This is a genomic window from Psychrobacter immobilis, from assembly GCF_904846065.1.
GTDB lineage: Bacteria > Pseudomonadota > Gammaproteobacteria > Pseudomonadales > Moraxellaceae > Psychrobacter > Psychrobacter immobilis_H.
Genome location: NZ_CAJGZV010000001.1, coordinates 1343394 through 1370392, shown reverse-complemented (window position 1 = coordinate 1370392; position 26999 = coordinate 1343394). Strand labels below are relative to the sequence as shown.

Sequence of the window (26999 nt, the reverse complement as noted above, 5' to 3'; positions counted from 1 at the left end):
TTTATTACTAAACAGTAATGGTAGCAGCAAGTTGCTTAGCCGTTTCAGCCAGTTCTGTGTGATCAGCTTGGGTCACTGCATGTCGACCGAGCTGATGAATACTCGATGGAATGAGATGCACGTGATAATGAAAAACGGTTTGACCCGCCTCGCTACCATTTAATTGCATCTGAATAATGCCTTCACGCGCAAACACTTGACGCTGTGCTTGCATGACTTTTTTAGCGGTCATTAACACCGCTGCGGCATACTCTGGTTCAAGATCCGCCAAATCAACGGCTTTTTGCTTAGGAATCACCAGCACATGCCCCTCTGCTTGTGGCATGATATCCATAAAAGCAAGGGTTTTATCATCTTCATAAACTTTGTGATAGGGAATGTCACCGTTTAGCATTTTGGCAAAGATATTGTTATCGTCATACGCGGCTTGCTCATTGGCTTGGGTCATTATTTTTTCCTTTACTTGTTTGATTATTGGTTGCTCAACAGCTTTTAGAGGGGGTGGGACAACCTGTAATATAGTGGACGAAATGTCGTTTAAGCACAAGTTGCGATAGCACTCGTTATTAAAAATTCGCAATACGTAAGCTAATCGCGGTAGCTCACTAATTTGGTTGGCGAGTCAGGCGCTTTAAATGTTATATTAACCCTCTACTTTAACAACACTACGTTTATGGATTCGTCTACTTTGCCGACTCAATCAAATATGAGTAACATTTACACAGAACCTGCTCAAGCAGCGCAAACGTCTGTCACAGCTGGCTCTGTATTCAATAATGGAAAACAACCAAGCAGCGCTGAGACTGAAAATGAGACTCAAGCCCCCACTCAAAGCATTGAGCCTAACGCGCTCATTCTGGCCGAAGCACTGAGCGACAAGACGATTGGTTGGAAGATACACAATTGCAAAATCACTAAAAAGACGGTCACACAGGATTTACCACTACCGTTCTTATATCATTACGACAGTTTAAATGATGCGATTAAGCAAGCGAATCCGCTCACACCCGCCCTCCTGTCACAGTTCAATACGCCCATGAGCGCTCATGAAGCAGCCAAGCTGATTGGTATTAGCGAAGCACTAATAAGCAGCCCTTGGCATGTCAAAATCATCGGGTCATTGGTGATTTTTAGCGAAGCGCTGCAGTTAGCCGTACGCTTGCATTGGACCAATACGGGCAAAGACACCCAACAACTTTATACCCAGAATGAAGCAGATGCTATTACAGCCGCTTTTAAAGATTGGCAGTTTTTTGGTCGTATCGATGTACTCTACAAAAATAATAAGCAAACCTTAATCAGTATAGATGAACAAGCTGAAGGCAATGAGCAACTACTTCGTATTGAAGCAAACGCTGATTATCAATGCTTGCCAGCGACTCATGCGTTAGTGGTTATCGCTAAATTGGAAGCGGACAAAACAGAGCTACCTTGGTTTGAGGCGGCGATAGTAGAGCGCGTCGAATAACACCTTATCTTCCAAATACTTACGATGTTATGACTACTATTGACTTGGCATTATCAATGAATAGTTTTCAGTGATTCATATCTAATGGTATGGTAACGACCTAGTATTATTCACTAGTCCTCGCATTTTATAAAAAGCACACTATCAATATTAAAATTGAGGGTGCACATTTTCACAAACCTCGCCTATTTGTAAGGAATATCACATGGATTATCGCTCAAAAACCTCTACTGGCGGCCGTAATATGGCAGGCGCGCGCGCATTATGGCGTGCGACTGGCATGACTGATGGCGACTTTGGTAAACCAATCATTGCGATTGCCAACTCGTTTACCCAGTTCGTACCCGGCCATGTTCATCTAAAAGACTTGGGGCAACTGGTCGCACGTGAGATTGAACAAGCAGGCGGCGTGGCTAAAGAGTTCAATACCATTGCGGTCGATGATGGTATTGCGATGGGTCATAGCGGTATGTTGTACTCGCTACCCAGCCGCGACCTAATTGCTGACTCTGTAGAATACATGGTCAATGCTCACTGTGCGGATGCACTAGTGTGTATCTCCAACTGCGATAAAATAACGCCGGGTATGTTGATGGCAGCCATGCGCCTCAATATTCCAGTAGTGTTTATTTCAGGTGGCCCAATGGAAGCGGGCAAGATTTTAGCCAGTACCGTTGGTAAAAGCCATAATACCGATGGTAGTGACAGTAGTGCGATTCGTAAGCTTGATCTTGTCGATGCGATGATGGATGCCGCTGATGACAGCATTAGTGATGAAGATGTAGCCACTATTGAAGCCTCTGCCTGCCCAACTTGTGGTTCGTGCTCCGGTATGTTTACGGCCAACTCAATGAACTGCTTAACTGAAGCATTGGGCTTGGCATTACCGGGTAATGGCTCGCTACTCGCCACCCATTCGCTACGCCGCGAGTTGTTTTTAGAAGCAGGACGCACCATTGTCTCGCTTGCCAAACGTCGCTATGAGCAAGATGATGATTCAGTATTGCCACGCTCCATCGCTAGCAAAGCGGCTTTTGAAAACGCAATGACCTTAGATATCGCGATGGGTGGCTCAACCAATACTATTTTGCATCTGTTAGCGGCTGCTAACGAAGCAGAAGTCGATTTCAAAATGTCAGATATCGATCGTCTAAGTCGCGGTGTACCTTGCCTTGCAAAAGTCGCCCCTGCCTCACAAAAATACCATATGGAAGATGTGCATCGTGCTGGCGGTGTCTTTGCCTTATTGGCCGAGCTTGATCGTGCAGGCTTACTCAAAACTGACGTACCGACCATCCATAGTCCAACGATGAAAGCCGCGATTGATAAGTGGGATATCATGAATCCTGATAATCAAGAGGCTCGCGCACGCTTCCTTGCAGCACCGGGTGGCATACGTACCACTGAGGCATTTTCACAATCAAAAGAATGGTCAAACCTTGACGTCAACCGTGAGTCAGGTTGCATCCGTAGTGCCCTACATGCCTATTCTACAGATGGTGGTTTGGCCGTATTGTATGGCAATATCGCCGAGCGTGGCTGTGTGGTCAAAACCGCAGGTGTGGATGACAGCATCCTAGTATTTACTGGTCGTGCTCGTCTATTTGAGTCACAAGATGATGCTGTCGCGGCAGTATTAGCTGACAATATCGTCGCAGGTGATGTGGTTATCATCCGCTACGAAGGCCCTAAAGGCGGCCCTGGTATGCAAGAGATGCTATATCCGACCACTTACCTTAAGTCTAAAGGCTTGGGTAAAGAATGCGCCTTACTAACTGACGGTCGTTTCTCTGGTGGAACATCAGGTTTATCCATTGGTCATGCCAGCCCAGAAGCAGCGGAAGGTGGCGCCATTGGTCTGGTTGAAGAAGGCGATACCATCCATATCGACATTCCTAATCGTACGATTAACATGCAAGTCAGTGATGCCGATTTGTCCACTCGCCGCGAAGCGATGGAAGCTCGTGGCCGCGATGCGTGGAAGCCTGTAAGCCGTGACCGTCATGTGACCCCTGCGCTACGTGCCTATGCTGCCATGACTACCAGTGCCGATACCGGTGCGGTACGTGACGTGAGTCAAGTTGAGCGCTGAGCCTTAAACTATTAATTGTTAAAGTATATTGGTAAAAATCTATTAAGCCTGCGCTATGCAGGCTTTTTTTTCACCAAAAAACAACGCATATGTCGTTTTGATAACGATTTTTTGCGGTAATCATTATTTTTTAGCGTCATTATAATGGACTAGTAAATATGGCCTTATTCTAACTTTTTAAGATAAACATAACAGCGTGCACCTACCTTATGATTGAAAACTACAATTTATTTTTATTGGTCTGCGGTATCGCTTTTTTACTGGGGGCGTTATTCCCCATTATATTTAAGCGCACGCCTATCTCTTTGCCTATGTTGCAGGTCAGCTTTGGGCTGCTGATGGGCTACTGGTGGACGACCTTATCATTTTTAGACCCTATGAATAACGGCTTAATTATCGAAAAATTAACCGAAATTGTGGTGCTCGTATCCTTGGTTGGTGCTGGTATTAAAATTGATACGAAGCTGTCTTGGCAATTGTGGCGACCGACCGTGCGTCTGTTGCTTATTACCATGCCGATTGGCATCTTTGCGATGGCGGTACTGGGCTACTATGCATTTGGTCTCAGTCTGGGAGCCGCTATATTGCTGGGCGCAGTACTAGCTCCAACCGATCCCGTCTTAGCTTCTAGTATTCAAGTAGGGCCACCCAACACAGGTCGCGAAGATACACCGCGCTTTACTTTGACCTCAGAAGCAGGATTGAATGACGGACTGGCTTTCCCATTTGTTTATTTGGCCATAAAAATAGCGGAAGCCTTTAGCCAAGGCAATTCCTTTACCCTCGAGATGCTCTGGTCATGGTTCACTCATGATGTCTTATGGAAAATTGGTGCTGGGCTGGTGGTGGGGATTGTCGTTGGTAAAATTATGGCCAAGCTGGTATTTTCAAAATACAGCCAAAACACCACTATTTCTCAAGGCTATGTGGTCATTGCACTAACGTTAGTGGCTTATGGACTTGCCGAATTTGTACATAGTTATGGCTTTATCGCCGTGTTTATCGCGGCATTTGCCTTTCGCCGCTCAGAGCATGAGCATAGCTATCACCACAAGCTCCATGATTTTGCAGAACAATCAGAAGGCTTACTCATGTCTCTAGTGCTGGTCACTTTCGGCATGTTTCTTGGTCAAGGATTGCAGTCGGGTGTTGAGCTGACATGGCGTGTTTACATCGTCAGCTTCACTTTCCTCTTGTTGATACGTCCCATTGGTGGGTTTATTGCTTTATCAGGACTAAACATGCCACACACTGAAAAGTATGCCATTTCTGCTTTGGGCATCCGTGGCATTGGTACGCTATATTATTTATCTTATGCGCTCAACCAAGGTTTTTTCGGTGATGAAGATGCGCTTAAGCTATGGGTCGTCTGTTCAATTGTCATTTTGGCGTCAATCTTTATTCATGGTCTTAGCGCCACAAAATTGCTTAAAATGACGCCGAATAAATCACATTAACCTTATCGATAGAGCTATCTAGCGCTTTGAAAGCTCTGAATCGACTAAGTTAAGTACCGCTTCCGTTAGTGCAAATTGACGGACATCATTCAGCATCGTGGTGTCAAAATTATGGATAAAGGCAAATGACAACTGACGCTCTGTGTCACACCAAGCCACTGAACCGTTATAGCCCATATGCCCAAATCCTTGCTTGTTTGCATCAAATTTTTCACTGTCTATATGCTGACAAAGACTAAATAACCGATGATAACCCAAGCGCCAATCCATGTTTGCTGGCATGACGGCATCTAGCCCTGTGACTTGCGGTTTGGATAGTTGCTCAAAAGTGGCGCTATTAATAAACGTGTGTCCTTGCCATGTTCCGCCGTTGGCTAACATCGCATAGATGGTGGCCAATGCCTGAGCTGAAGCGACACCATTTGCTGCTGGAATAATCGCCTGTAATGTCTCACGACTGTGATAATCGATTGCTTGTTTGCCAGCAGGTATGAGTGCCGCCTTATAATTTTTTAGATTAAGCTGACTGGTATTGAAGTACAAACGATTAATATGAGCCGTGTCTAGTATCGGTAAAGTATTTTGCTCATCATCTGAACTTAGGTCTGCCGCTTGTATATCAACTAAGGCGAGCTGCTGCCAACAAGTGTAGCTAGGCAGACTAGCATAAGTACGTAAAGTACTTTGTGAGTCAGCTTTTAGCGTTGGTTTATGACGTTTATGACGCAGTTGTGAGCCAGCCTCATTTGATGCTTCGAAGTCTTTGGCGAGTCTTGCTACTTGGTTGACTTTATTCTCTGGTACACCAAAATAGCAACTATCAGCAATACCTAAAGGCTCAGTAAGATAATGGCGCAATGCCTCAGCTAAAGACATTTCCGTAACGGCTTCTATCAGACCGCCCAACACCCAACCATAGACCAGAGCACTATAAGCGCTGTCATATAGCTCGCCATGGTCTGATGCTGTGATTGGCATGGCAGCAACTTTATTGAGCATTTGATCCCAATCAAGCAAAGTTTCGCTATCCGCATCGATACTCTGAATTGAGAATAAGTTGGCTTGATGCGACATCACGCTACGTAGCGTAATATTCCCTTTATTCTGTGCAGAAAATGCACGCCAATAATGGGCAATAGGCTGGTCATAATCAAGCATCTGCTGCGAAACCAATATATGTACGAGCGTCGCCAATACACCTTTACCCGTCGAAAAGTTAATCGCCAAAGTATCAGGCTGCCACGACATCTCTGGACGTGCCATCCCCACACTCGCCTGTGCAATGCATTCTCCTGCCTGATAGACAACCACGGCACCCCCTGCTGGTGCATCATCAAGCTGTAAATCGGTGAGTATTTGCTGCAAACGTTGTTGCAACGTTATATTTATCTGATGATCAAAAATCTGCGTGGTTTTATTATTATTGTCGATCATGGCTACCCTGCTCCATTTCTATAAAACAGCTAAACGGTAAAAAACTATTTAGCCCTTAATATTAAGTGTTCATATGATAAAAAATACATTATTTGCTAAGGCGTAACTGTTCAGTATCTCAATACTAACTCGTTATTTTTTCGTTTGCTTAGGGCGTGTCCTCATTTTTAAAATAACAACGCGCCTTAATAAAAAAGGCAACCTAGTGGTCGCCTCTCAGTCATACAATGCTGCTCAATAATACGTTGTCATCTTTATGTCTTAACGCGGTACCAACAGACGATTATGAACTTCTTGCTCAAGCTTCGTTAAACCATGACTGCGCCCACGTTCCATAGCGGTGTCCATTTTACGTCCACGTAGCCATCCTGCGCGTAGCGCCATTGCGGCACCCACTCTATTGCCTGAGCCACAATGCACTGCCGTTTTTTTGCCATGATGTTGGCGCAATATATTATCAAATGCCAATATATTAAGCTGCTTTAAGTCTGCAGCACCGTTAATAGGCAGATGCTCATAGTGCATGCCAGCTCGCTCGACCGCTGCGGCTTCATCAAAGCTCAATTCATCATCTGGCTGTAAGTTAATCACTAACTCAACCCCAGCTTTCGCTAAGGCAACCACTTTTTCGTCATTGAGTGCACCGCATACAATGGTAGTGTCATCAGGACGAAAATAAGGCTCAAGAATAGTACTAAGATCAACATCATTGTCTAAAACGCTATTGCCAGCATTCGATACTGTGTCAATAGCTACTGAATGATTCAGTTGATCTGGGTCTGGTACGGCGGTATGTGAAGTCATAATTATAAATTTGTTCATTATATTTACTATGATCAATTCCAGTTAAAATAAGTACAAAGCAACCGCGTGTCGATGTATAAGCAATACTTCAAGCGAGGTTAACGCTATCACTTTTCTATCAAGAATCGACCATATTGAGATATTTTTTAGTTAAATGACAGTCGTTCTACTGGCTTTTACTCATGGCCACTCTGTAATTTAACCGTACCTGCCAAATGCGGCTTGTCATTTTTAGAGCTAAATAAGCCAAACTCACAGGTATCGTCTGTGTCTTTAAGTGCAGCTACCGGATCAGCGATCAGCTCTACTTCGGCTGGCAAAAAGATAGGCAGTTTAAATGACACATCAACCGTACACGCATCTGGCAACTCGTCCATCATAGCAAGGCATTTGGCCTTTGACCACATGCCGTGAGCAATCGCTTTAGGAAAGCCAAACGCACGCGCAGATAATGGATGGAGATGAATAAGGTTAAAGTCACCTGAAACAAAAGCATAACGACGACCGATATCTTCTGGCACTTCAAAGATACTATGCACGCCTTCTGGGTTGACTGATGGCTTGACCGTTATTGGACGTGGAGTGCTTTTTTTGTCTTTGCTGCTGATTGGTTTTTTGCTACGTGATAGATACGTCGAAGTACCTTCCCAAATCACCTTATCTTCTGACTTGACCGTCGTCACAAAATCAAACTGCTGACCCTGAGCATGGTCACGCAAATTATCAAAGGTGACTGACATAGCAACCGTTTCACGCTCACCGATAGGACGATACTGAGTCACACTATTATCGACGTGCACTAGACCCAACATAGCAAATGGAAATGGCTCTTTGACCATCATATTCATTTGCAGCGTTTGAGACAGCACTGAAAAGTAAGTAATAGGTACTTTGCCATTATCTGCAAAACCACAAATTTTACGATAATCGTTTAAGTTACTTTGGTCAATGTGCAAATCGTCCACATAGTAAGTCGCTTGCGGCAATTGGTCTTTACTGATTTTGCCATTATTACCAATAGGCAATAAACTTTTAACGATATTGGCATAGGTCGTATGCGCTTTCGGCAACGCATCATAATGTTTGTCTGACATAATAAATCCTAAGTGGGGCTTGAGCAAATTTTCTTGGTGTATCTAAAGATGCTATGACATTATTGGTTACAGCCTATCATTGAGCAATGCCACCAGTATTATGCCTAAATTAGGCACAATTCATAGGCGTGGTTTTAGACAATGTAAGCAACTCTCACAGCAAAAAACAATTTGGCTACTGGTTCTCTGTGTTTTTATCATAAAAAAGCCACCCTTGGGCAGCTTTATTACGATTCATGAGCAATTTTTTCGTAAGCATATGTGAGGAAAATTAAAAATACTGATTAATATCATGTATTTACCATCATCTAAATCATCATTTATACTTACTTATAATTGACACTTACTTATAAAGTGATATTAAGCACCCAATAAGCTTTGACCACAAACGCGAACGATGTTGCCATTTAAGCCACCAGAAGCAGGTGATGCAAACCATGCGATGGTCTCAGCCACGTCTACTGGCAAGCCGCCTTGGCTCATAGAGTTCATACGGCGACCCGCTTCACGAATAGCAAATGGAATGGCTTCTGTCATTTGCGTTTCAATAAACCCTGGAGCAACGGCGTTGATTGTCATGCCTTTGGCGTTGTCTTCTAACTGCTTGGCAGTGGCATTCACCAAACCAATCACCCCTGCTTTAGAGGTGGCATAGTTGGTTTGACCCAAGTTGCCAGCGATACCTGAAATCGATGACACACAAACGATACGTGCATTGTCTTTTAATACGTCGTTGTCTAGTAAATAGCGGTTCAGCCTAGCAATACTACCTAGGTTGATATTAATAACCATGTCCCACTTTTTCTCGTCCATGTTTGCCAATGTCTTATCACGAGTCACGCCAGCATTATGGATGATTGAGTCTAATCCACCACGCTTTTGTGCAGCTTCGGCGATTTGTTTGCCAGCGTCATCACTGGTGATGTCGACGGTCAATACTGAGCCACTAATTTCGCTAGCGACTTTTTGTAGGTCTGCTTGTTGCTGCGGTACATCGAGGCAGATAACGTGAGCGCCTTCTCGAGCCAATACACGAGCAATTGCTTCACCAATACCGCGACTTGCGCCGGTTACCAGCATGGTTTTACCGCCAAGAGGCTGTGTCCAATCCACATCAACATTACTGCCTTTACTAACGCGTACGACTTGTCCTGAGACATAAGCTGAACGAGCTGAGGTGAAAAAGCGTAAAGTCGAATCTAGATTTTGCTCTGCGCCGTCTTCCACATAAATAAGCTGTGCCGTAATACCGCGTTTGAACTCTTTACCGACAGACTTCACAAATCCTTCAAGCGCACGCTGAGCCAAAGCTGTATCAATGTCAGTGATATTTTCTGGTGGGCGACCAATAATAATGACGCGACCAGATTTTTCTACACGACGAGCGACAGTATGGAAGAACTCATACACTTCTTTTAATTGATCGGCATTGCTAATATTGCTGGCATCAAACAACAAAACTTTAAATTTATCATCGCCGCCCGTATTGGCTTTTGCTTCCACGCCTGCATCAGCAAGGGCATCTTTGATATCATCACTGCTGTTTACATAAACATCAGCATGTACGTCTGACAAAATTCGCGCAACAGACTCACTGACGCTTTTATCATCGCCATTAGCACGACCAACCAATACGCTACCACGTACTAAAGGCTCACCGCTTTCGAAGCGATCAAGAGTAACAGGTAACGGTAAACCCAAATTTTTGGCCACTTTTTTGCCAATAGAAGACTGAACAAAATCACCATAACGGTCTGACATAATATAATCCCTATAACGAACGGTTAGAATAATAGTAATAAATGTAATGTGCCTATTATATAGACTCAATAACCTCATAATCATTGATATTTAGTAAATGAGTCTAAAGCTGGCCTAACTATACACTGCCATCTTAAACAAGTCCAAAAACCGATAATGTCTACAACAATCTGTAAACAAGTCAGTATACAAGACGGTCACTTTTTCTGGATTTAAAAATCACCACATTGTGCTAAAATCAGACCTATAAGTTATAGCAAATGCAATTATCGATAACAATATATTATCAAATCTATCGTTATGCAATGCCAATAATCGATACTAGCCAGTCTACGAAAGTCATATTGATGTCTTTCAAAGCTGATACCGACCTTAGATAAGCGTCACATAGTTTGCCAAAGATATACAGTAAGGTCGTAAAAACGTCTTATCATAAACAGTTATGCTGCGTAATAAGTGATAATATTTGCTTCTTGTTTATTTTCGATTATTGAATTTTTTAATGTAATCATTTTTATTATTAGCTTTACTATTGTTACCCTCTTTTCTTCTGCCCATATTTTTTAAGGATAATATTATGAGTAATAAAAACAATCACTCTGATAGCCCTGTTGTTGAAAGCACAGTGGTAAAAGCCAGTGCGTCAAAATCTACTGATAATAAATCAGACAGTGCCAAAACAGAAACGGCTGTTAAAAAAGCTAAAAGCACGACAGCTACAGACACGTCTAATAAAGAGTCTTCTAGCAACACAGAAGCAAATGATAAATCACCAGCTTCTACTACGAAAAAGCCAGCATCTGCTGCTAAAAAAACCAGCAAAACCAAAGCCGTTGCTGGTCAAAATCGTGTGGCTATCTTAGGTGGCAACCGTATTCCGTTTGCACGCTCGAACGGTTCATACGCTGACGTTAGCAACACCGACATGTTGACAGCTGCATTAGATGGCTTGATTGAACGCTATAATCTACAAGACGAAGTGTTGGGTGAAGTGGTGTCTGGTGCCGTCATGAAACTAAGCCGTGACATCAACCTAACTCGCGAAGCCACGCTTAACACAGCGCTCAACCCACATACGCCAACTTACGATATCTCACAAGCTTGCGGTACTGGCTTGCAAGCGACTTTTGCTTCTGCCAATAAAATCGCACTGGGTATTATCGATTCAGCAATTACTGGCGGCGTAGACACGACCTCTGATGCACCGATCGCGATTGGTGATGGTCTACGTAAAGTACTGATCAAACTGGGTGCGGCTAAAGACAACAAACAACGCCTAAAAGCGCTAATGGGTCTAAATCCAAAAGACTTAATCGATTCGCCACAAAACGGTGAACCACGCACTGGTCTATCAATGGGCGACCATCAAGCCATCACCACACTTGAGTGGAATATCAGCCGCGAAGCACAAGATGAGCTTGCTTTTAACAGTCATCAAAACCTAGCGCGCGCTTATGATGAAGGATTCTTTGACGACCTAATCACTCCATACAAAGGTCTGACGCGCGATAACAACTTGCGCCCTGATACCACTTTGGAAAAACTGGCTAAATTAAAGCCTGTGTTTGGTAAAAAGAACGCCAAGCCAACGATGACAGCAGCCAACTCTACACCGTTAACGGATGGTGCCTCTTGTGTCCTATTAGGAACCGATGAGTGGGCAAAAGAGCGTGGTCTTAAGCCATTGGCTTATATCGTTCATCAAGAAACGGCCGCCGTTGATTTCATTGGTAAATCTGGCACCACAGAAGGCCTATTAATGGCACCTGCTTATGCCGTACCGCGTATGCTTGAGCGTGCAGGTCTAACACTACAAGATTTCGATTTTTATGAAATCCATGAAGCCTTTGCATCACAAGTGTTATCAACACTAGCTGCTTGGGAAGATGAAAAATTCTGTGCAGAGCGTCTAGGACTAGATGCACCACTAGGCTCTATCGATCGTAGCAAGCTAAACGTGAATGGCTCGTCGTTAGCTGCGGGTCATCCTTTTGCCGCAACGGGCGGTCGTATCCTAGCCACTGCAGCGAAGCTATTGGATCAAAAAGGCTCAGGTCGTGCACTAATCTCTATCTGTGCAGCTGGTGGTCAGGGCGTGACTTGTATCTTAGAGAAATAACTCTTTGACTGCTGTTATTTGATTGCTATTATCAGTCAATAGTTGGCATTAATACTTTAAAGCACTCTTTAATCGATGGATTAGAGGGTGCTTTTTTATGCCCATTCACTACTCAACACTGGATGATAGTCAAGGTTTTGCTAACAACACAATAATGAAACGTAGCCAACGCATAGCTCTATCGATAGTTATGCTAAAGTAAGAGGATAACCAATAAAAATCATAACAACACTGATTAGGAGTTTTTTATGGGTAAGATACCTTCGTCCATCAATCCCAAATCCCTCACGCCACAAGAGCGTCAGGAACTTAGCTCACCTGAGCAACACAGTTTTATCGAGCGTATGGATAAGGAGGTTTTTAATGATCAGTTGCGTCGTAAGATGCACGAAGACCTCATCGATACTTATGATGAAGAGTTAGAAAACGAGATAGATGATTATGTGCGTGACTTTCGTTTTGATGGGCGCGAAATGAGTGAGCAAGAAAGACTTGATCGTCGTATGTACTTTCAAGAGTTGGTAAGGCTACAGCGCGAGCTTATTAAGTTGCAAGACTGGGTCGTTGATCGCGGTGAGCGTATCGTCGTCATATTTGAGGGTCGTGACTCGGCGGGTAAAGGTGGCGCTATCAAGCGTATCACGCAGCGCTTAAACCCTCGTGTGTGTCGAGTGGCAGCCCTACCTGCACCGACGGAACGTGAGCAATCACAATGGTATTTTCAGCGTTATGTCGCCCATTTGCCTGCTGCTGGTGAGATTGTTCTGTTTGACCGCAGTTGGTATAATCGTGTGGGGGTTGAGCGTGTGATGGGTTTTTGTACCGATGCACAGTATGAAGAATTTTTTCAGTCGGTGCCTGAGTTTGAACGTATGCTAGTACGCTCAGGTATTCGCCTGGTGAAGTACTGGTTTTCGATCACTGATGATGAGCAGCATTCACGCTTTATGAGCCGTATTCATGACCCGCTCAAGCAATGGAAGCTCTCAGCCATGGACTTACAGTCACGCCGCCGTTGGGAAGACTATACCAAGGCTAAAGAGACCATGTTTGAGCGAACGCATATCCCTGAAGCACCTTGGTGGGTGGTTGAAGGTAACAATAAAAAACGCGCAAGGCTAAACTGTATTGCTCATCTACTCGAACAAATTCCTTATAAAGAAGTGCCACGTGATGAGGTAGAATTACCCGATCGTAAACGTGATGACGAATACTACCGTGAGCCTATTCCAGATGATATGTATGTGCCACCGCGTTATTAAAAGATATGCTGGTTTTACATAGGCTGTGTCCTCAATTCAATCGATTGTCCTCTAAAGTGGCTAAAAATGGCTACATTTTGCCAAGGATAGTCAAATAGCTTATTGATATTTCGATATTATTGGCATTGCCTTTATTGTTTGACGGCAATTTTTATCACCATTTTTAAAATGAAGACACGCCCTAGTCTTATACTCATAAAAAAAAGCCGCCTTATCGATATATAAGGTGGCTTTTTTTATACTATTTATTTAATAATAGTCGTCTAACACTTATCAAAACCATTATAAGTACAATAAATAATTACATGGTATACGTGGACTGCAAACTATCTATTTTACCCGCCAATAATCGCTCAACTTCGTTTTTAATTCTTTGACCTGCAATATCAGTTCCAATCTGTACCGCAAAACCTGCCGGTCGACCACCTTGCGTTTTGGCGTTAATCCAAACCACTTTGCCATTCATAGGCAAACGTTCGCTAGAATTGGGTAAAGTGATGGCGATAAATACTTCGTTACCTAGCTGCTGAGCGTCATTGGATGGCACAAATAATGCGCCATTACTGACAAAGGACAAGTAGCTGGCATATAACATTTCGATATTTTCAATGTGGCAGGTTAATATCCCGCCGCGTCCTGGCATGGCCATAGTCAGCTTCCTTCATTAAGTTTGGTATTTTTATTTGCTATCGAGGCAGATTTTCTTATAAACAAGCCAATTCTTGCATTAGCTTATCATAGGCAAATTTTTCTTGCACATTTTGTTGCAGAGCGATTTTTGTCTGCTGTAAGCTATTAGAAAAAAGTGCTAGGCCATTATTATCAGGTGGAAACTTTTCTAAGGCAGCGGATAGATTGACGTCTTTTTGAAGCTCATTAAGCCCTAAGCAAACACGGCGCATATCAAGTAGCATCAGCTCAGACAGCTGAATAAATTCTGTGATACTCAGTTGGTTTTGCCAATAGTCACTGGCTGCCACACTACTACGTTTACCGCTCCGCAATGCCTGCCACGTCGTCAACCATAGCGCACGTTTGCTATACCATGGCGCTTGTGCCATGGCTATCGCGGCCAAAGGTGCGCCATTTGCCAATTGAATAAGCTGCTCAATCGCAGCCGTTCCGACCGCTTCACGATTGACCATAGAGCCAAGTGCCTGTGTCACATAGTCAACGGCGATCACAGGCTGAATGGTCTGTAATGGCAACTGCTGCACCCGACTTTTAATAGTGGGCAGTAGTTGTGCTGGAGTATCGCTGATCAAAAATAAATGGACTTTAGCTTGTGGTTCTTCTAAGGTTTTGAGTAGCGCGTTGGCCGCGGCAATCGTCATTTGCTCTGCATGGTCTAACACACAGATACGCATCCCTTGACCACCTTGGTAGATAAAAGGCTGCAAGTTGCGGATATCATCCACTTTAATCTTAAGAGCACTGTTATTGGCTGTTTTGGATGATTTTTTATCCTTTGCAGCGTTACTTAATTTCTCTTTATTATCAACATTGTCTGCACTGATTGGCATACTGATCAGTGGCAATACCTGTAAGCTTGGATGCGTGCCAGATCTTAGCCATTGGCAACTTTCACACACGCCGCAAGCCCCTGTGGGATGACTATCACGCTCACGGCATAATAGCCAAGCAACCAAACGCCATACAAAAGCTCGCTTGCCCATACCCTGCATACCAGCAGCTAATAGTGCATGTGGCAAAGATTGCTGTGATGTCAAAACTCGCTTGGTCAATTGCGACCACAGATTTTGCTGCCATGGCAATAACGCGGCGAAATAAATGTGGTCTGTAGTATCCATTGTGCCTGTATTTTGCGTCTTATCACTCATAGCTAACGTCCTATAACTTCGCTTGATTATTCAGGATATAGCGTGTTCATGACGCTTTAGATGAAATATTTTTGCTTAGGCTATTTATCCAATGGGGTTCTGAAATTCAGTCAAACTCATGGCATTTAAGCGGTCTAAATCTTCTTGGGTATCGACCCCTGCAGGTAGCTGACAAGCGGCAACTGCAATAGCAATCTGCGCTCCATTTTCTAAAACGCGTAACTGCTCTAGGCTTTCAAGTGTCTCAAGTGGCGTTTGCGGCCAACGCACAAATTGCTGTAATAAACGGACGCGATAAGCATATAACCCTAAATGACGATAAGCATTTTTTGGTGGGTTTCTATGACCATCATTGGACAATACGACATCACGATCACAAGGAATGGGTGCTCGGCTAAAATAAAGCGCACGTTGCAAGTCATTAGCGTGTTGACTGACAACCTTGACCACTGATGGACGCATAAAGGTCTCATAGTCGTCGATAGGCTCGCACAAAGTCGCCATCACGCTATCACTGTCTGCGACCAAAAGCGCCTTTACCTGCTCCAATAATAACGGTGGCACTAACGGTTCATCGCCTTGCATGTTGACCACGATATCATGGTCAGCCCACCCTTTGATGGCGGCAACTTCTGCCAAACGGTCAGTGCCTGAAGCATGCTCGCTACTGGTCATCACCACATCAAACCCTGCATCTATGCATATCTTGGCAATATCGTCATCATCCGTGGCAATACACATATCATCAGCGAAGTGCGCTGTTTGCGCCTTTTCAGCAACCCAAAGAATCATCGGCTTACCATGTATCTCTAGTAATGGCTTGCCGGGCAGCCGCGTGCTCTTAAAACGAGCAGGGATAACAATGTGAGTTTTGGCGGGTATAATTACTGACGACATGGGGTTTCCTATAGCAATTTTTATACGGTTTAAAGCATCATCTATTATTTGCTTTGGTACTGTTATTGTCATTGTTTGCGATATCAATACCTAGCTTTTTTAGCTGCTGCTGCAGATTATCATAACAGCTGTTAGAGAGTTCGGCAGTTACTGACAGTACCCATAGTCTGTTTATCAGCGTTTGATATTCATTATTCAGCGCTTTATCAGTAGTGGCTTTCGATAGCAACGCTCTTATTTTTACCGCATCTTTACTGGTGACTACGATTGGATATTCGGTATACTGCAATAATTCCGCCAACTCAAAATCATAATGATCAGGATAAGCATGTCCAACGACATCGAAGCCAAGCGAATTTAAAGTATCAAAAAACCGCTGCGGATAACCAATACCGCTCACCGCATGCACTCTACAACCCTTTGTAGGCGCATCAATTTGAGAATAAGATAAAGTAGGTTGCCATAAGAGTTGCAGAGCATCCGCTTCTAAGTGCATTGTCAAACGATGGGCTCGGTACAGATTGCTATTATCTTTTTTATTGTCCACTGCATCTGTTGTTAGTGGCTCATGGTAGATGACAGTTGCACCCTGCAATCGCGACATGGGTTCACGTAAAAACCCTGTTGGCAGCAGTTGCTGATTACCAAAGCCCCGTGCTGAATCGACCACAATCCATTCAATGTCACGTTGCAGTGCATAATGCTGCAAGCCATCGTCGGCAATAATGAATTGCAAGTCAGGATGGGCAGCTAACAAGGTTATAATCGCTTGCTTACGATCAGGACATACTGCCATGGGTGCCTTTGTCATATTTACAATTAAACAGGGCTCATCCCCTACCACGTTAGGCAAACTGGCGGCATCGACCAAAGCGGGCATTTGACTGATATCGCCACCGTAACCACGGCTGATAACCCCTACCTTTATTCCGCGTTCTTGTAGATAATCAACCAAAGCAATAATCAATGGCGTTTTGCCACTACCGCCCACGCTAATATTGCCGATCACCATAACGGGAACAGGCGCACGATAACTTGCTAACAGCCCAGCTTTATAAGCTTGACGACGCAGCGTGGTGATAAGTCCGTACAACCAACTAATAGGTAGCAATAGCCATAGCCAAGCGGCTTGACGTTGCCAGGCACGCGTCACTGTCGTTTCAATACTCATGATAATTGACCACTTACCTATTCAGCTAAACTTTAACTTAGCACGATTTGAACGTCAAAGCTGCTCAAAGAATAGTCCAATAATTTTATTCAAAGTCACGTTCATACATTTGCGCATAATGACCTTGCAATTGTATAAGCTCATCGTGCGTGCCTAACTCGACGATTTGACCGCTGTCTAACACGGCGATACGATCGGCTGATTCAATGGTGGTCAGTCGATGTGCAATGACTAATGTGGTACGATCTTTCATCACATTATCAAGCGCTTGCTGAATGTAATACTCTGATTCATTGTCTAACGCACTGGTTGCTTCATCTAAAATTAAAATCGGCGCATCTTTTAATAGCGCACGAGCAATCGATAAGCGCTGACGCTGCCCGCCAGACAGCTGCAAACCTTCAGCACCGATTTCACTTTGATAGCCGTTTGGCATTTTCATAATAAAATCATGAGCAAAGGCATCTTTTGCGGCGCGCTCAACCTCAGCTTGGGTTTTATTGGCTAAGCCACCATAAGCAATATTGTTAAATACCGTGGTATTGAACAGGACGACTTGTTGATTGACCATCGCAATCTGCGCCCGTAAGCTCTCAAGCTTAATGTCTTCAATCGGTATACCATCCAAGGTAATTTGCCCAGAAGAGGTCGATAAGGTGCGCGTCAGTAAATTTACTAAAGATGACTTACCAGCACCACTTCGCCCTACCAATGCAACCGTCTCACCCGCTCTTACCTCTAACGTAAAGTCACGCAAAGCGACCGTTGAGTCAGGATAAACCAGACTGACATTGTCCAGCTTGATTTCGCCCGTCAGAGCAGGGCTAAGCACACCAGTGTCTTTTTCTTCTGGCTCATCTAACAAGGCAAAAATAGACTCACCTGCCGCGATACCTTTTTGCAGTTTTTGATTGATATCAGTCAATGAGCGTACCGGCTTGCTGAGCAAGCCTGCAGCGGCGATATATGAGATAAACTCACCCGCTGAGATATTGTCTATCACCGATGGGCGTAGTGCGAGCCACACCACAACTGACATGGCGACAGCCATTAGCAGCTGTACTGCTGGCGTATTGATACTGTTGGTCACCACGACCTTCATGCCTTGGCGTAAGTTCTTTTTTGATGTTTTATCGAAGCGTGCGGCTTCGTATGCTTGACCGCCATAGTTTTTGACAACCTGATAGCCACCAATCACTTCATTGGTAATATGGCTGACATCACCCATCGTCTCTTGAATACCCTTAGACAACTTTAGATAACGCTTTGAGGCGATGCGAATAAGCCACAATATTGGCGGTAGTACAACGAATAAAATCAACGTCAAACGCCAATTGCTATAAAGCAAGAAACCTATCAAAGCGACGACTGTCAGACCATCACGCAATAGCGTCTTCATAGAGTCTGTACTAGCTGCGGTGACTTGCTCAACATCAAATATCAGCTTGGATGAAATGGTACCAGCAGGATTGGCTAGGTAAAAAGAGCTTGGCAGACGAAGCAATTTATTAAAGACTTCCACTCGCAGCTCATATACCAAATTACGTGAGACCAGAGCAGAATAGTAATTACCCAAAAAGCTACCAACACCGCGGACAAAAAACAGACCAATGATCAATAATGGAAATAAATCCTGTTTGCTTTGATCGTTCTGATTAATGGCATCGGTGATATATTGAAGTAATTTGGCAATCCAAATCTCTGTCGCCGCATTAATCGCAAAGCCCAACACAGTAAGCATTAATGCCCACCAGTATGGTTTTAGATAACTCAGCAAACGCAGCAAGGTCTTATGCTTAGGTATGTTTGACGGCTCTGCTGATAGTTTTTTAGCAGCAGTTTTTGCAGAGTCCGGTTGATGTGCTTGGCTCATAAAAGCCTCAATTTGGGGATCATAATATGAATGGACTGCGTTAAAATCACAGTTTTATAAGAGCATCTATCAATGTTACTTAAGTAGCTATAGGCTACTGCGGTAACGGCTAACCAAGTGGCACGACCGTACTGATATTAAGATTCAAAAATCCCAGTTTACCCGCAATGTCCATCACTCGCACAACCGATTGGTGGGTGGCATTGGCATCCGCAGCAATAACAAATAGCATGTCACGATTACTACCAGCTTCTTGTTGTAGCATACTTGTCAACTCTGCCTCATTGCTACTAGCAAGCGTAATACCGTTCACCAGATAACTGCCATCTTCTTGTACCGCCACTTCGATACTGTTTTTCTCTTCTGTCAGCGCGACACCTTCAGCTTCAGGAAGAATAATATTTAAACGACTAAAATGATTAAACGACGTTGCTAATAGTAAAAACACAATCAAAAACAATAAACAGTCAATCATCGGGGTCAAGTTAATTTCGAGCGGCTCAACAGTCGGTTTTCTAAAGCGCATATCACTCTCTTTAATTTACTGAATACTCATGTGCTTGATGGATTATTATAGCGTGCTGAACAGTCACAGATACTAAGAAATAAATACTAAGAAGTGACGGCAACACCATTATTTGAGCTTAACCCATCCACTGCATCCTCATTATCTACAACGTCAGCCGATGGCGCACGATGTGCAGGCACATTCAAGCCAGCAGTAGACGTATTTTCCAGCAAATGATAATCATACAACTCTTGAATCATGAGCCCCGCTTGCGTCTCAAACTGGGCATTAATATCGATAATACGGCGCTGAAAATAACGATAGGCAACCAGTGCTGGGATAGCCACGATCATACCAGCAGCAGTCGTAATCAACGCTTGTGACACACCAGCAGCAAGCATCGTTGGGTCTTGCATCGCCCCATCGGTAATCGCCAAAAACGACGAAATAATGCCTAACACCGTGCCTAACAAACCGAGTAGTGGCGTAATCGCCCCTATGGTCCCAAGCATATTGATGTTTTTTTCTAACTGATGCACTTGTACGCTAGCGCGGTTTTGCATATGCATCGTCATCGAGTCTAAGCCATATTGACGATACAGCAGCCCTGTCGCTAAAATATCTCCCAAAGGTGTTTTTTCTTTGACATTCATCAACTGTGTACGACCAATATCCCCATTCTCACGTAAGCGCGTGATTAGCTGTTCGCGCAATCTACTCGGAGCAACTTTATTAAACTGTAAAGTATGACTACGCTCGATGATGATAACCAATGCCAATATTGAGCACACCACGATAGGTGTCATCAACCAACCACCCGCTTTTACCAACTCCCACATATTGACTCTCTTTTATATTTTTATAAAAATAGCGGTTATCAAAATATCTCAAGTTCAAAGCATCATGACAAACTCATTAGCGATATCAAGCCTGTGCTTCTATGTGCTTAATTAAAGCTGCTAATTGATCTTGGTTATGGAAAAATATCTCAACACTACCTTGACCATCTTTTTTGTGTTTGAGTTTGACTTCAGCCCCTAACATATCTGTCAGTCTTTGCGTCAAGCGCTCAACCTCACGAGATTGCGTTTGCTCAGCACGATTGGCTTTCGGTGCAGGCTGCAAGATCGATTTAACCAACTTTTCAGCGTCGCGTACCGTCATACCGCCGTCGATAATTTTTTGCGCGATAATCGGCTGCTGCTCAGAGGATAATGCCAAAAGCGTGCGCGCATGACCCATATCTAGGGCGCTATTTGCCAAATGATCTTTGACGGTATCATGCAGCTGATTGAGACGCAGCAGGTTCGATACGGTGGTGCGCGCCTTGCCAACGACTTCGGCAATCATCGCATGACTCATACCAAATTCAGTATGAAAGCGTTGTAATGCAGCGGCCTGCTCAATCACAGACAAGTCCTCACGCTGGATATTTTCAATCAAGGCCAGTGCGATGGCAAGCTCATCAGATAAAGCACGTTCAATCGCTGGAATAACGGCTTTACCTGCCATTTTTGCCGCACGCCAGCGGCGCTCACCAGCAATGATCTCATGGGTAACGAATGCTTCACTCTTGTCTTCATTGGCCAACAACGGACGGATAACAATCGGTTGCATAACGCCATGCTGTTCAATCGAAGACGCCAGCTCTGCAAGCGCCGTTTCACTCATATCACGGCGTGGCTGATACTTACCCGCTTGCAAACGCGTGACATCTATTTGCACCAAGCTTATCTGGTCTTCAGAGGCACTAGTATCTGTTCCATTAACACGACTCTTATTAGCCGTACCTTTATTTATCGTGCGCGGCGACCGTGTGGTTCGACTGCTGGCAGTGGTGTCAGAGGCAATAGCTTTGGTCGTTGGTTTTTCACTGGTCTCATTACTATCAGATTGAGCAGTCTTGCTAATATTTAATCTATCAGCGTTTAGCGTTTCAGCTGGCAAAGTACTCTCACGCGCCGCCATATCGTCTTGCAAGGCAGAGGCGGTGATTTGCTTTTCTTTTTTGATTGACCCCAATAAGGCATCTAAGCCTCGATTGGCAGCCAACCCTCTTTTCTTCGCCATGATTACCTATCCTCTAACGCTAAAATAAAAGCCAAATAATTATTAATACAGCTTACTCATTACTCATAAATACGACATTCAATGTTCAATATCTGTTTAGTCGCTTGTGCTGACATTCTATCACTGGTGCTAAAAAACATGCATACATGCGTATTAATCACTTTGTTTCATGACTTCAGCCGCCAATTTTTGATAAGCGCGCGCACCTTTTGACCATCTCTCATAAGCGATGACTGGCAAACCATGTGCTGGCGCTTCTGCCAAGCGAATATTTCTTGGAATATGGGTCTTATACATAATATCGCCAAAGTGAGCTTCCAGCTCGGCAGACACGTCGCGAGCCAGTGTATTGCGTGCATCAAATAATGTTCTCACCACGCCGCGGATATATAGCTTTGGATTCAATTCCGTCAAGCGCTCAATCGTCTGCGACAAATCAGCCAAGCCTTCTAGTGCATAGTATTCACACTGCATCGGAATAATAACGCTATCTGTAGCAACTAACGCATTAATCGTCAACAAATTCAAACTGGGTGCACAGTCTATAACCACATAATCGTAAGCAGGTTTTTTAGCAGCTATCTGATCATTGACCAATGCCACCATTGCTGTTTTAAGCAGCTCATGACTATTGGTTTTATTCATTAGGGTGATATCCATGCCAGCCAAATCACGATTGGCACCGATCACATCAAACCCTGCTGGACTGGTAATAATAGCATCAGATAGCGATATTCCATCAAGCAACACATCTGCTATCGTCAGGGCTAGCTCGTTTTTGTCCACACCTGTACCACTTGTCGCATTACCCTGTGGGTCTAAGTCAATCAGCAGTACATGCTTGCGCTTCGCAGCCAAGCTGGCGGTCAAATTTACTGCCGTCGTGGTTTTGCCCACGCCGCCTTTTTGATTCGCAATTGCTATGATTTCCATACACTCACTCAATTTAATTAGGGTCTATTACTGTTATTTTACTTTTGGCTTACACAATCAATTTTTCGCTAAACTTTGCATAGCATCATACTCATAAACAATATGAGTATCTCTATATAATTAGCACGATTTATATCACCATATTTTGAATATCTTGCCATTCAAATATCAACAAAATCATGTGATACCGACATGTATCACTTAAAAGGTGTTCATAGCTTAGACATTTTTATAGGACAATTCAATTAAATGACGACTATCATGTAAACGAGGCACTTTAAGCTTAATCGTCTTAATATGCCAGTCATTGTCTAGTGCTTGTAGCTCTTCATCGCTTGGCGCTTTGCCTTTCATCGCGCATAGGTAACCGTTATCTGCTAAGCGCGGCTGAGCCACTTCAACAAAATCAATCAAACTGGCAAAGGCTCTAGAAGTCACAACGTCATAGCTGGCTTCATGCGCCTCGATACGAGAAGCAATTGGCTGCATATTATTCAAGCCAAGCTCGCTGCTGATTTGCTTAATAAAGCGAATTTTTTTCTGATTACTATCAAGTGCGGTGCATTGACGCTCTGGCTGACAAATCGCAATAATAACCGCTGGCATCCCTGCTCCTGTGCCAATATCTAACAGTGACCCTGACGGTAAATGCGTTATAATAGCCAAACAATCAATTATATGTTTGATCAAAGCCTCTTCTGGATCAGTGATGGCGGTCAGATTATACGCTTTATTCCACAACAAAAGCTGGTCTAAGTACAATAATAATGTGCGCTGCTGTGTTTCACTCAAGGATAACTTGAGCTCATTGACCGCTTGTGCCAAGGTATTCGCCAGCGCTGGCAGCTGTGCGCCAAGCTTTACAAAGCCAGTCGGATCAATACGGATATTGCCCGTGTTAGCAGAGGATGAAGATGTTTTAGTAAAGTCTGACATACAACGAGTTATCCAGTTTTGACATGTGAACCGTCTATTTTATCATGCAGTCTGCCCATTGAATAGTTGCAGATTGCGCCAATGTGAGACATCTTATACTATCTGAGCCTATATTGAGGCGTTATTGTTCTTTAATCGCCTTAAATGGATGATGAATGATTGCTTATATATGCGTTTTTAACAGAGCCTGCTAATGATACAAAACTGCTTTTAATGATTTATTTAAAACACCGTTTTATCTTGTAAGATGTTTTTATGAACGATGCAAATTAACTGGAAAAAGCCAAGTATTAGCACTCATTAGTAAACTTAATAACACTTAATAACACTTAATAACTACGCCACTTTCTACAAACGATATAATTTATACCTATGACCAAACAGCCACACATCCCTACCTCTCAATTATCAAGAGATGCTAATAAAAAAGACGCTAATAATATGGCAACACCCATCATTGAATTAAAAAGCACCAAATCAGCAACAGCGGATGCACCGCATCCATGCTTTATTGATATCAAGCAGCGCTGCCTTGTCACCGCTGAGCAATTAAAACGCTATAGCGACCCTGATGAATTACCCTCGGATACCCGTACGGCACCAGATCTAGACGTGGGCTTTGGTCAGCAGCGTGCCCTAAAAGCCTTACAAACAGCTTTGGATATCAAAGCCAGTGGCTATCATGTGTTTGCTGCTGGTGAAAATGGCTTGGGCAAACGCACCGTCATCAGCCGCTTGCTAACGCGTATTGCCGCCGATGCACCCACACCTGACGACTGGGTATATGTGCATAATTTCACCGATCCACGCACCCCTTTAGCGCTGCGACTACCTGCGGGGCAAGCCTCTTTATTGCAGCAGCAAGTCAATCAATTATGGCAACAAGCCAAAAAACGATTGAGCCAACGCTTTCGTAGTGACCAATATCAAAGCAAAATCGAAGCCATCAAAAATGACACGCATCAAAAAGAAAGTCAGGCTTATGATGTGCTCAATGCGGAAGGCAAACAATATGATTTGGCGTTGACGTTTCGCTCCTTTGATAATAAAGCGGTGTTTGTCCATCCCAGTCAACTCGCGATAGAAACTAGTGGTGGTGATGATAAATTATCTGCTAGCCATAAAAATAAATCCGTGAGCGATAATAGTAGCAAAGCGAGCATTTCTAGCACCGAGTATAACGATCCTATTAATGCAGAGCGGAATGAAAACAATACTGAATACGGCAATAGTGAATACGGCAATAGTGAATACGAAGCGGAGTTAAATAACTTTGTCCAAAAAAACCATATGCAAAAACGCTTAAGTCAGTTGACCATCGCGTTAGAGCAGTTAGAGGACGAAGCCAATGATGCGATAGAAGCCCTGCATCGCAATATTGCACGTCGTGCATTACAACCGTTATTTGCCCCTGTTTATGAGCAATTTGCCAGTCACCCACTGGTCGTTGATTATCTCAAGACCGTATTTGCCGACATGGTTACGCATGTCGAGCGCATCGTCAATGGCGATGACGAAGAATTTGTGACAGCAGTTTTGGCCACGACCCCAAGTCGCTATGCGGTCAACGTCATTGTCAATCACACCCCAGAAGATGGCGCACCTGTCATCTTTGAGGACTTACCGACGCACTTGAACTTGTTGGGTCATGTCGAGCAAATCACCCAATTGGGCACGGTCACCACTGATGTCAGTATGATTAGAGCAGGTGCTCTACACCGTGCCAATGGTGGTTATTTACTATTAGAAGCGAGTCACTTACTTGAGCATCCGTATGCTTGGCAGGGTCTCAAGCGCGCACTACAATCACGCAAAATCAAACTCTCAAGCCTTGAACAAATGCTGACCCTAACAGGCAGCTTATCGTTAGCACCTGCCCCCATTGACCTTGATGTTAAAGTGATTTTGCTTGGTGAAGCAGACTTATATTATGAGCTGTTAGAGCTTGAGCCTGAGTTTGATGCGGTATTTAAAGTACGTGCAGATTTTCACGATGATGTGCCTCGCAGCAGTGAGCACGAATTGGCGTTAGTCGCGAAAATGGCTGACATCATTGACTATGCCAATCTCTATCCGTTTGATCGTAGCGCGCAAGCTGCCCTACTTGAGCATTTAAGCTTACAAGCAGAAGACCAAGACCGCTTAAGCTTGCACAGTGATTTATTAATCAAGCTGTTGCATGAGTCTAACCGCCACGCGCATTTAAGCGGAAAAAACATTGTTAATGCATATCATGTCACACAAGCCATCGATGATATGGACGAGCGTTCAGGATACCTGCGTGACCTCTATTGGGATGAGCTCAAAAATGGTCAGCAGCTTATTCAAACCCAAGGTAGCGCTGTCGGACAAGTCAATGCGCTGACAGTGGTCAGCTATGCCGATAGCGAGTTTGGCATGCCCGCCCGCTTGACTGCCGTCATTCAACCAAATATCGGTACGGGTGAAATTCTCGATATCGAGCGTGATGTAGATTTGGGCGGTAGTTTACACGCCAAAGGCATGCTGATTATGACCAGCTATTTGCGCGCCTTATTCAGCCAACATCATGCGCTCAACTTTAGCGCCTCGCTCGCTTTTGAACAAAGCTACGCCCATATCGATGGCGATAGTGCCACCGTCAGCGAAGGCTGTGCGCTGCTATCTGCCTTGGCAAACGTTCCAATCGATCAATCATTTGCCATTACTGGCTCTATGAACCAATTGGGTGAAGTGCAAGCGGTTGGTGGCATCAATTCTAAAATCGCTGGATTCTTTGATGCATGCCGCGAGCAAGAATTGACTGGGCAGCAAGGCGTGGTCATTCCAATGGCCAATGTCAAACAGCTCATGCTGCGTGACGACATCATTGCTGCCGTCAAAGCGAACGAATTTCATATTTATGGTGTCTATACACTGAGCGAAGCATTGACGCTGATGACTGGTTTGCCTATCGATACCATGAACAAAAAAGGTCGCTATCGTAAAGACACGTTGTTTGGTAAAGTCTTAAGTCGTCTGATGTTATGGGATGAAAATCAAGATAACAATGACGATGGTATTGATGATAAAAAGTCCAAAAAGAAGCAGAAAACAAAACGTCAAAAAAAACGGGACAAGAGAAAAAAAGAAAAACACAAAGACAAGGCGGAGCACAACGAAGTCGTTATAAATGATGATCAAGGCATCAATCAGGGTATTGATAACAATGCCACTAAAACACCCATCGACGCCATATAAGCTGATTTATAGTGAAATTTAGCTGTACCAAAACCAATCAATAAATCAATGTAGTAATTG

At 43.9% G+C, this 26999-nt stretch carries 21 protein-coding genes; 6 read left to right on the top strand and 15 right to left on the bottom strand.

Translation table 11 applies throughout. The annotated features are described in order from the left end of the window. Positions 1-7 precede the first annotated feature (7 nt). Complete coding sequence (locus tag JMW64_RS05730; protein WP_087814376.1) at positions 8-448, bottom strand: HIT family protein; 441 nt, start codon at positions 446-448, stop codon at positions 8-10. A 258-nt stretch (positions 449-706) separates the two neighbouring features. Between JMW64_RS05730 and JMW64_RS05725 the strand changes: the two genes are divergently transcribed. The 3 genes from JMW64_RS05725 (at position 707) to JMW64_RS05715 (ending at position 5017) form a co-directional block, all read left to right on the top strand. Continuing rightward, positions 707-1468 carry a hypothetical protein gene (locus JMW64_RS05725; protein ID WP_227694081.1) on the top strand — a complete coding sequence of 254 codons (762 nt, stop codon included), beginning with the start codon at positions 707-709 and terminating at the stop codon, positions 1466-1468. Positions 1469-1673: 205 nt separating this feature from the next. Continuing rightward, positions 1674-3560, top strand: coding sequence for a dihydroxy-acid dehydratase (ilvD, locus tag JMW64_RS05720; RefSeq protein WP_201553714.1), 1887 nt, complete (start codon positions 1674-1676; stop codon positions 3558-3560). Positions 3561-3769: 209 nt separating this feature from the next. Next, positions 3770-5017 (top strand): cation:proton antiporter, encoded by a 1248-nt coding sequence (locus JMW64_RS05715; protein WP_201553713.1) that lies wholly within the window; start codon positions 3770-3772, stop codon positions 5015-5017. A gap of 18 nt (positions 5018-5035) precedes the next feature. Here JMW64_RS05715 and JMW64_RS05710 read toward each other — a convergent pair whose 3' ends face one another. From JMW64_RS05710 to JMW64_RS05695, 4 genes are all read right to left on the bottom strand, one after another. Then, on the bottom strand, positions 5036-6451 hold the full coding sequence (locus tag JMW64_RS05710; protein WP_201553712.1) for a serine hydrolase domain-containing protein: 1416 nt from the start codon (positions 6449-6451) through the stop codon (positions 5036-5038). 261 nt (positions 6452-6712) lie between these two features. Further along, positions 6713-7255, bottom strand: a complete 543-nt coding sequence (locus JMW64_RS05705) for a beta-lactamase hydrolase domain-containing protein (protein ID WP_201553711.1) — start codon at positions 7253-7255, stop codon at positions 6713-6715. A gap of 176 nt (positions 7256-7431) precedes the next feature. Beyond that, positions 7432-8349, bottom strand: a complete 918-nt coding sequence (locus JMW64_RS05700; RefSeq protein ID WP_201553710.1) for a MaoC family dehydratase — start codon at positions 8347-8349, stop codon at positions 7432-7434. 360 nt (positions 8350-8709) lie between these two features. After that, entirely contained in the window at positions 8710-10110 is a 1401-nt protein-coding gene (locus tag JMW64_RS05695) for a 3-oxoacyl-ACP reductase (RefSeq protein WP_201501441.1), read from the bottom strand. 577 nt (positions 10111-10687) lie between these two features. Between JMW64_RS05695 and JMW64_RS05690 the strand changes: the two genes are divergently transcribed. Beyond that, positions 10688-12229, top strand: coding sequence for an acetyl-CoA C-acetyltransferase (locus JMW64_RS05690; RefSeq protein WP_201553709.1), 1542 nt, complete (start codon positions 10688-10690; stop codon positions 12227-12229). A gap of 248 nt (positions 12230-12477) precedes the next feature. Next, a complete protein-coding gene (ppk2, locus tag JMW64_RS05685) occupies positions 12478-13491 on the top strand; it encodes a polyphosphate kinase 2 (protein ID WP_228139068.1) in 1014 nt (337 codons plus the stop codon). A 301-nt stretch (positions 13492-13792) separates the two neighbouring features. Here ppk2 and JMW64_RS05680 read toward each other — a convergent pair whose 3' ends face one another. The 10 genes from JMW64_RS05680 to rsmG all read right to left on the bottom strand — a co-directional run bounded on the left by JMW64_RS05680 (position 13793) and on the right by rsmG (position 23720). Further along, complete coding sequence (locus JMW64_RS05680) at positions 13793-14140, bottom strand: PilZ domain-containing protein (protein WP_201553708.1); 348 nt, start codon at positions 14138-14140, stop codon at positions 13793-13795. 55 nt (positions 14141-14195) lie between these two features. Then, positions 14196-15332, bottom strand: coding sequence for a DNA polymerase III subunit delta' (locus JMW64_RS05675; RefSeq protein WP_201553707.1), 1137 nt, complete (start codon positions 15330-15332; stop codon positions 14196-14198). Between the two features lie 84 nt (positions 15333-15416). Continuing rightward, positions 15417-16229, bottom strand: a complete 813-nt coding sequence (gene kdsB, locus JMW64_RS05670) for a 3-deoxy-manno-octulosonate cytidylyltransferase (protein ID WP_201553706.1) — start codon at positions 16227-16229, stop codon at positions 15417-15419. A 37-nt stretch (positions 16230-16266) separates the two neighbouring features. After that, positions 16267-17400 carry a tetraacyldisaccharide 4'-kinase gene (lpxK, locus tag JMW64_RS05665; RefSeq protein ID WP_201553705.1) on the bottom strand — a complete coding sequence of 378 codons (1134 nt, stop codon included), beginning with the start codon at positions 17398-17400 and terminating at the stop codon, positions 16267-16269. 85 nt (positions 17401-17485) lie between these two features. Continuing rightward, the gene (gene msbA, locus JMW64_RS05660; protein WP_227694079.1) at positions 17486-19273 is read right to left on the bottom strand and encodes a lipid A export permease/ATP-binding protein MsbA; all 1788 of its coding nucleotides are present in this window, start codon (positions 19271-19273) and stop codon (positions 17486-17488) included. Between the two features lie 109 nt (positions 19274-19382). Continuing rightward, the gene (locus JMW64_RS05655) at positions 19383-19799 is read right to left on the bottom strand and encodes an ExbD/TolR family protein (RefSeq protein ID WP_201553704.1); all 417 of its coding nucleotides are present in this window, start codon (positions 19797-19799) and stop codon (positions 19383-19385) included. 86 nt (positions 19800-19885) lie between these two features. Further along, positions 19886-20620: a MotA/TolQ/ExbB proton channel family protein gene (locus JMW64_RS05650; RefSeq protein WP_201553703.1), complete on the bottom strand. Its 735-nt coding sequence runs from the start codon at positions 20618-20620 to the stop codon at positions 19886-19888. 85 nt (positions 20621-20705) lie between these two features. Further along, positions 20706-21851: a ParB/RepB/Spo0J family partition protein gene (locus tag JMW64_RS05645; protein ID WP_201553702.1), complete on the bottom strand. Its 1146-nt coding sequence runs from the start codon at positions 21849-21851 to the stop codon at positions 20706-20708. Positions 21852-22004: 153 nt separating this feature from the next. Then, positions 22005-22784, bottom strand: coding sequence for a ParA family protein (locus tag JMW64_RS05640; protein ID WP_201553701.1), 780 nt, complete (start codon positions 22782-22784; stop codon positions 22005-22007). A 219-nt stretch (positions 22785-23003) separates the two neighbouring features. Further along, on the bottom strand, positions 23004-23720 hold the full coding sequence (gene rsmG, locus JMW64_RS05635) for a 16S rRNA (guanine(527)-N(7))-methyltransferase RsmG (RefSeq protein WP_193836959.1): 717 nt from the start codon (positions 23718-23720) through the stop codon (positions 23004-23006). 372 nt (positions 23721-24092) lie between these two features. On the opposite strand from rsmG, the gene JMW64_RS05630 reads away from it, so the two are divergent. Further along, the gene (locus JMW64_RS05630) at positions 24093-26939 is read left to right on the top strand and encodes an ATP-binding protein (protein WP_201553700.1); all 2847 of its coding nucleotides are present in this window, start codon (positions 24093-24095) and stop codon (positions 26937-26939) included. Positions 26940-26999: the final 60 nt, after the last annotated feature.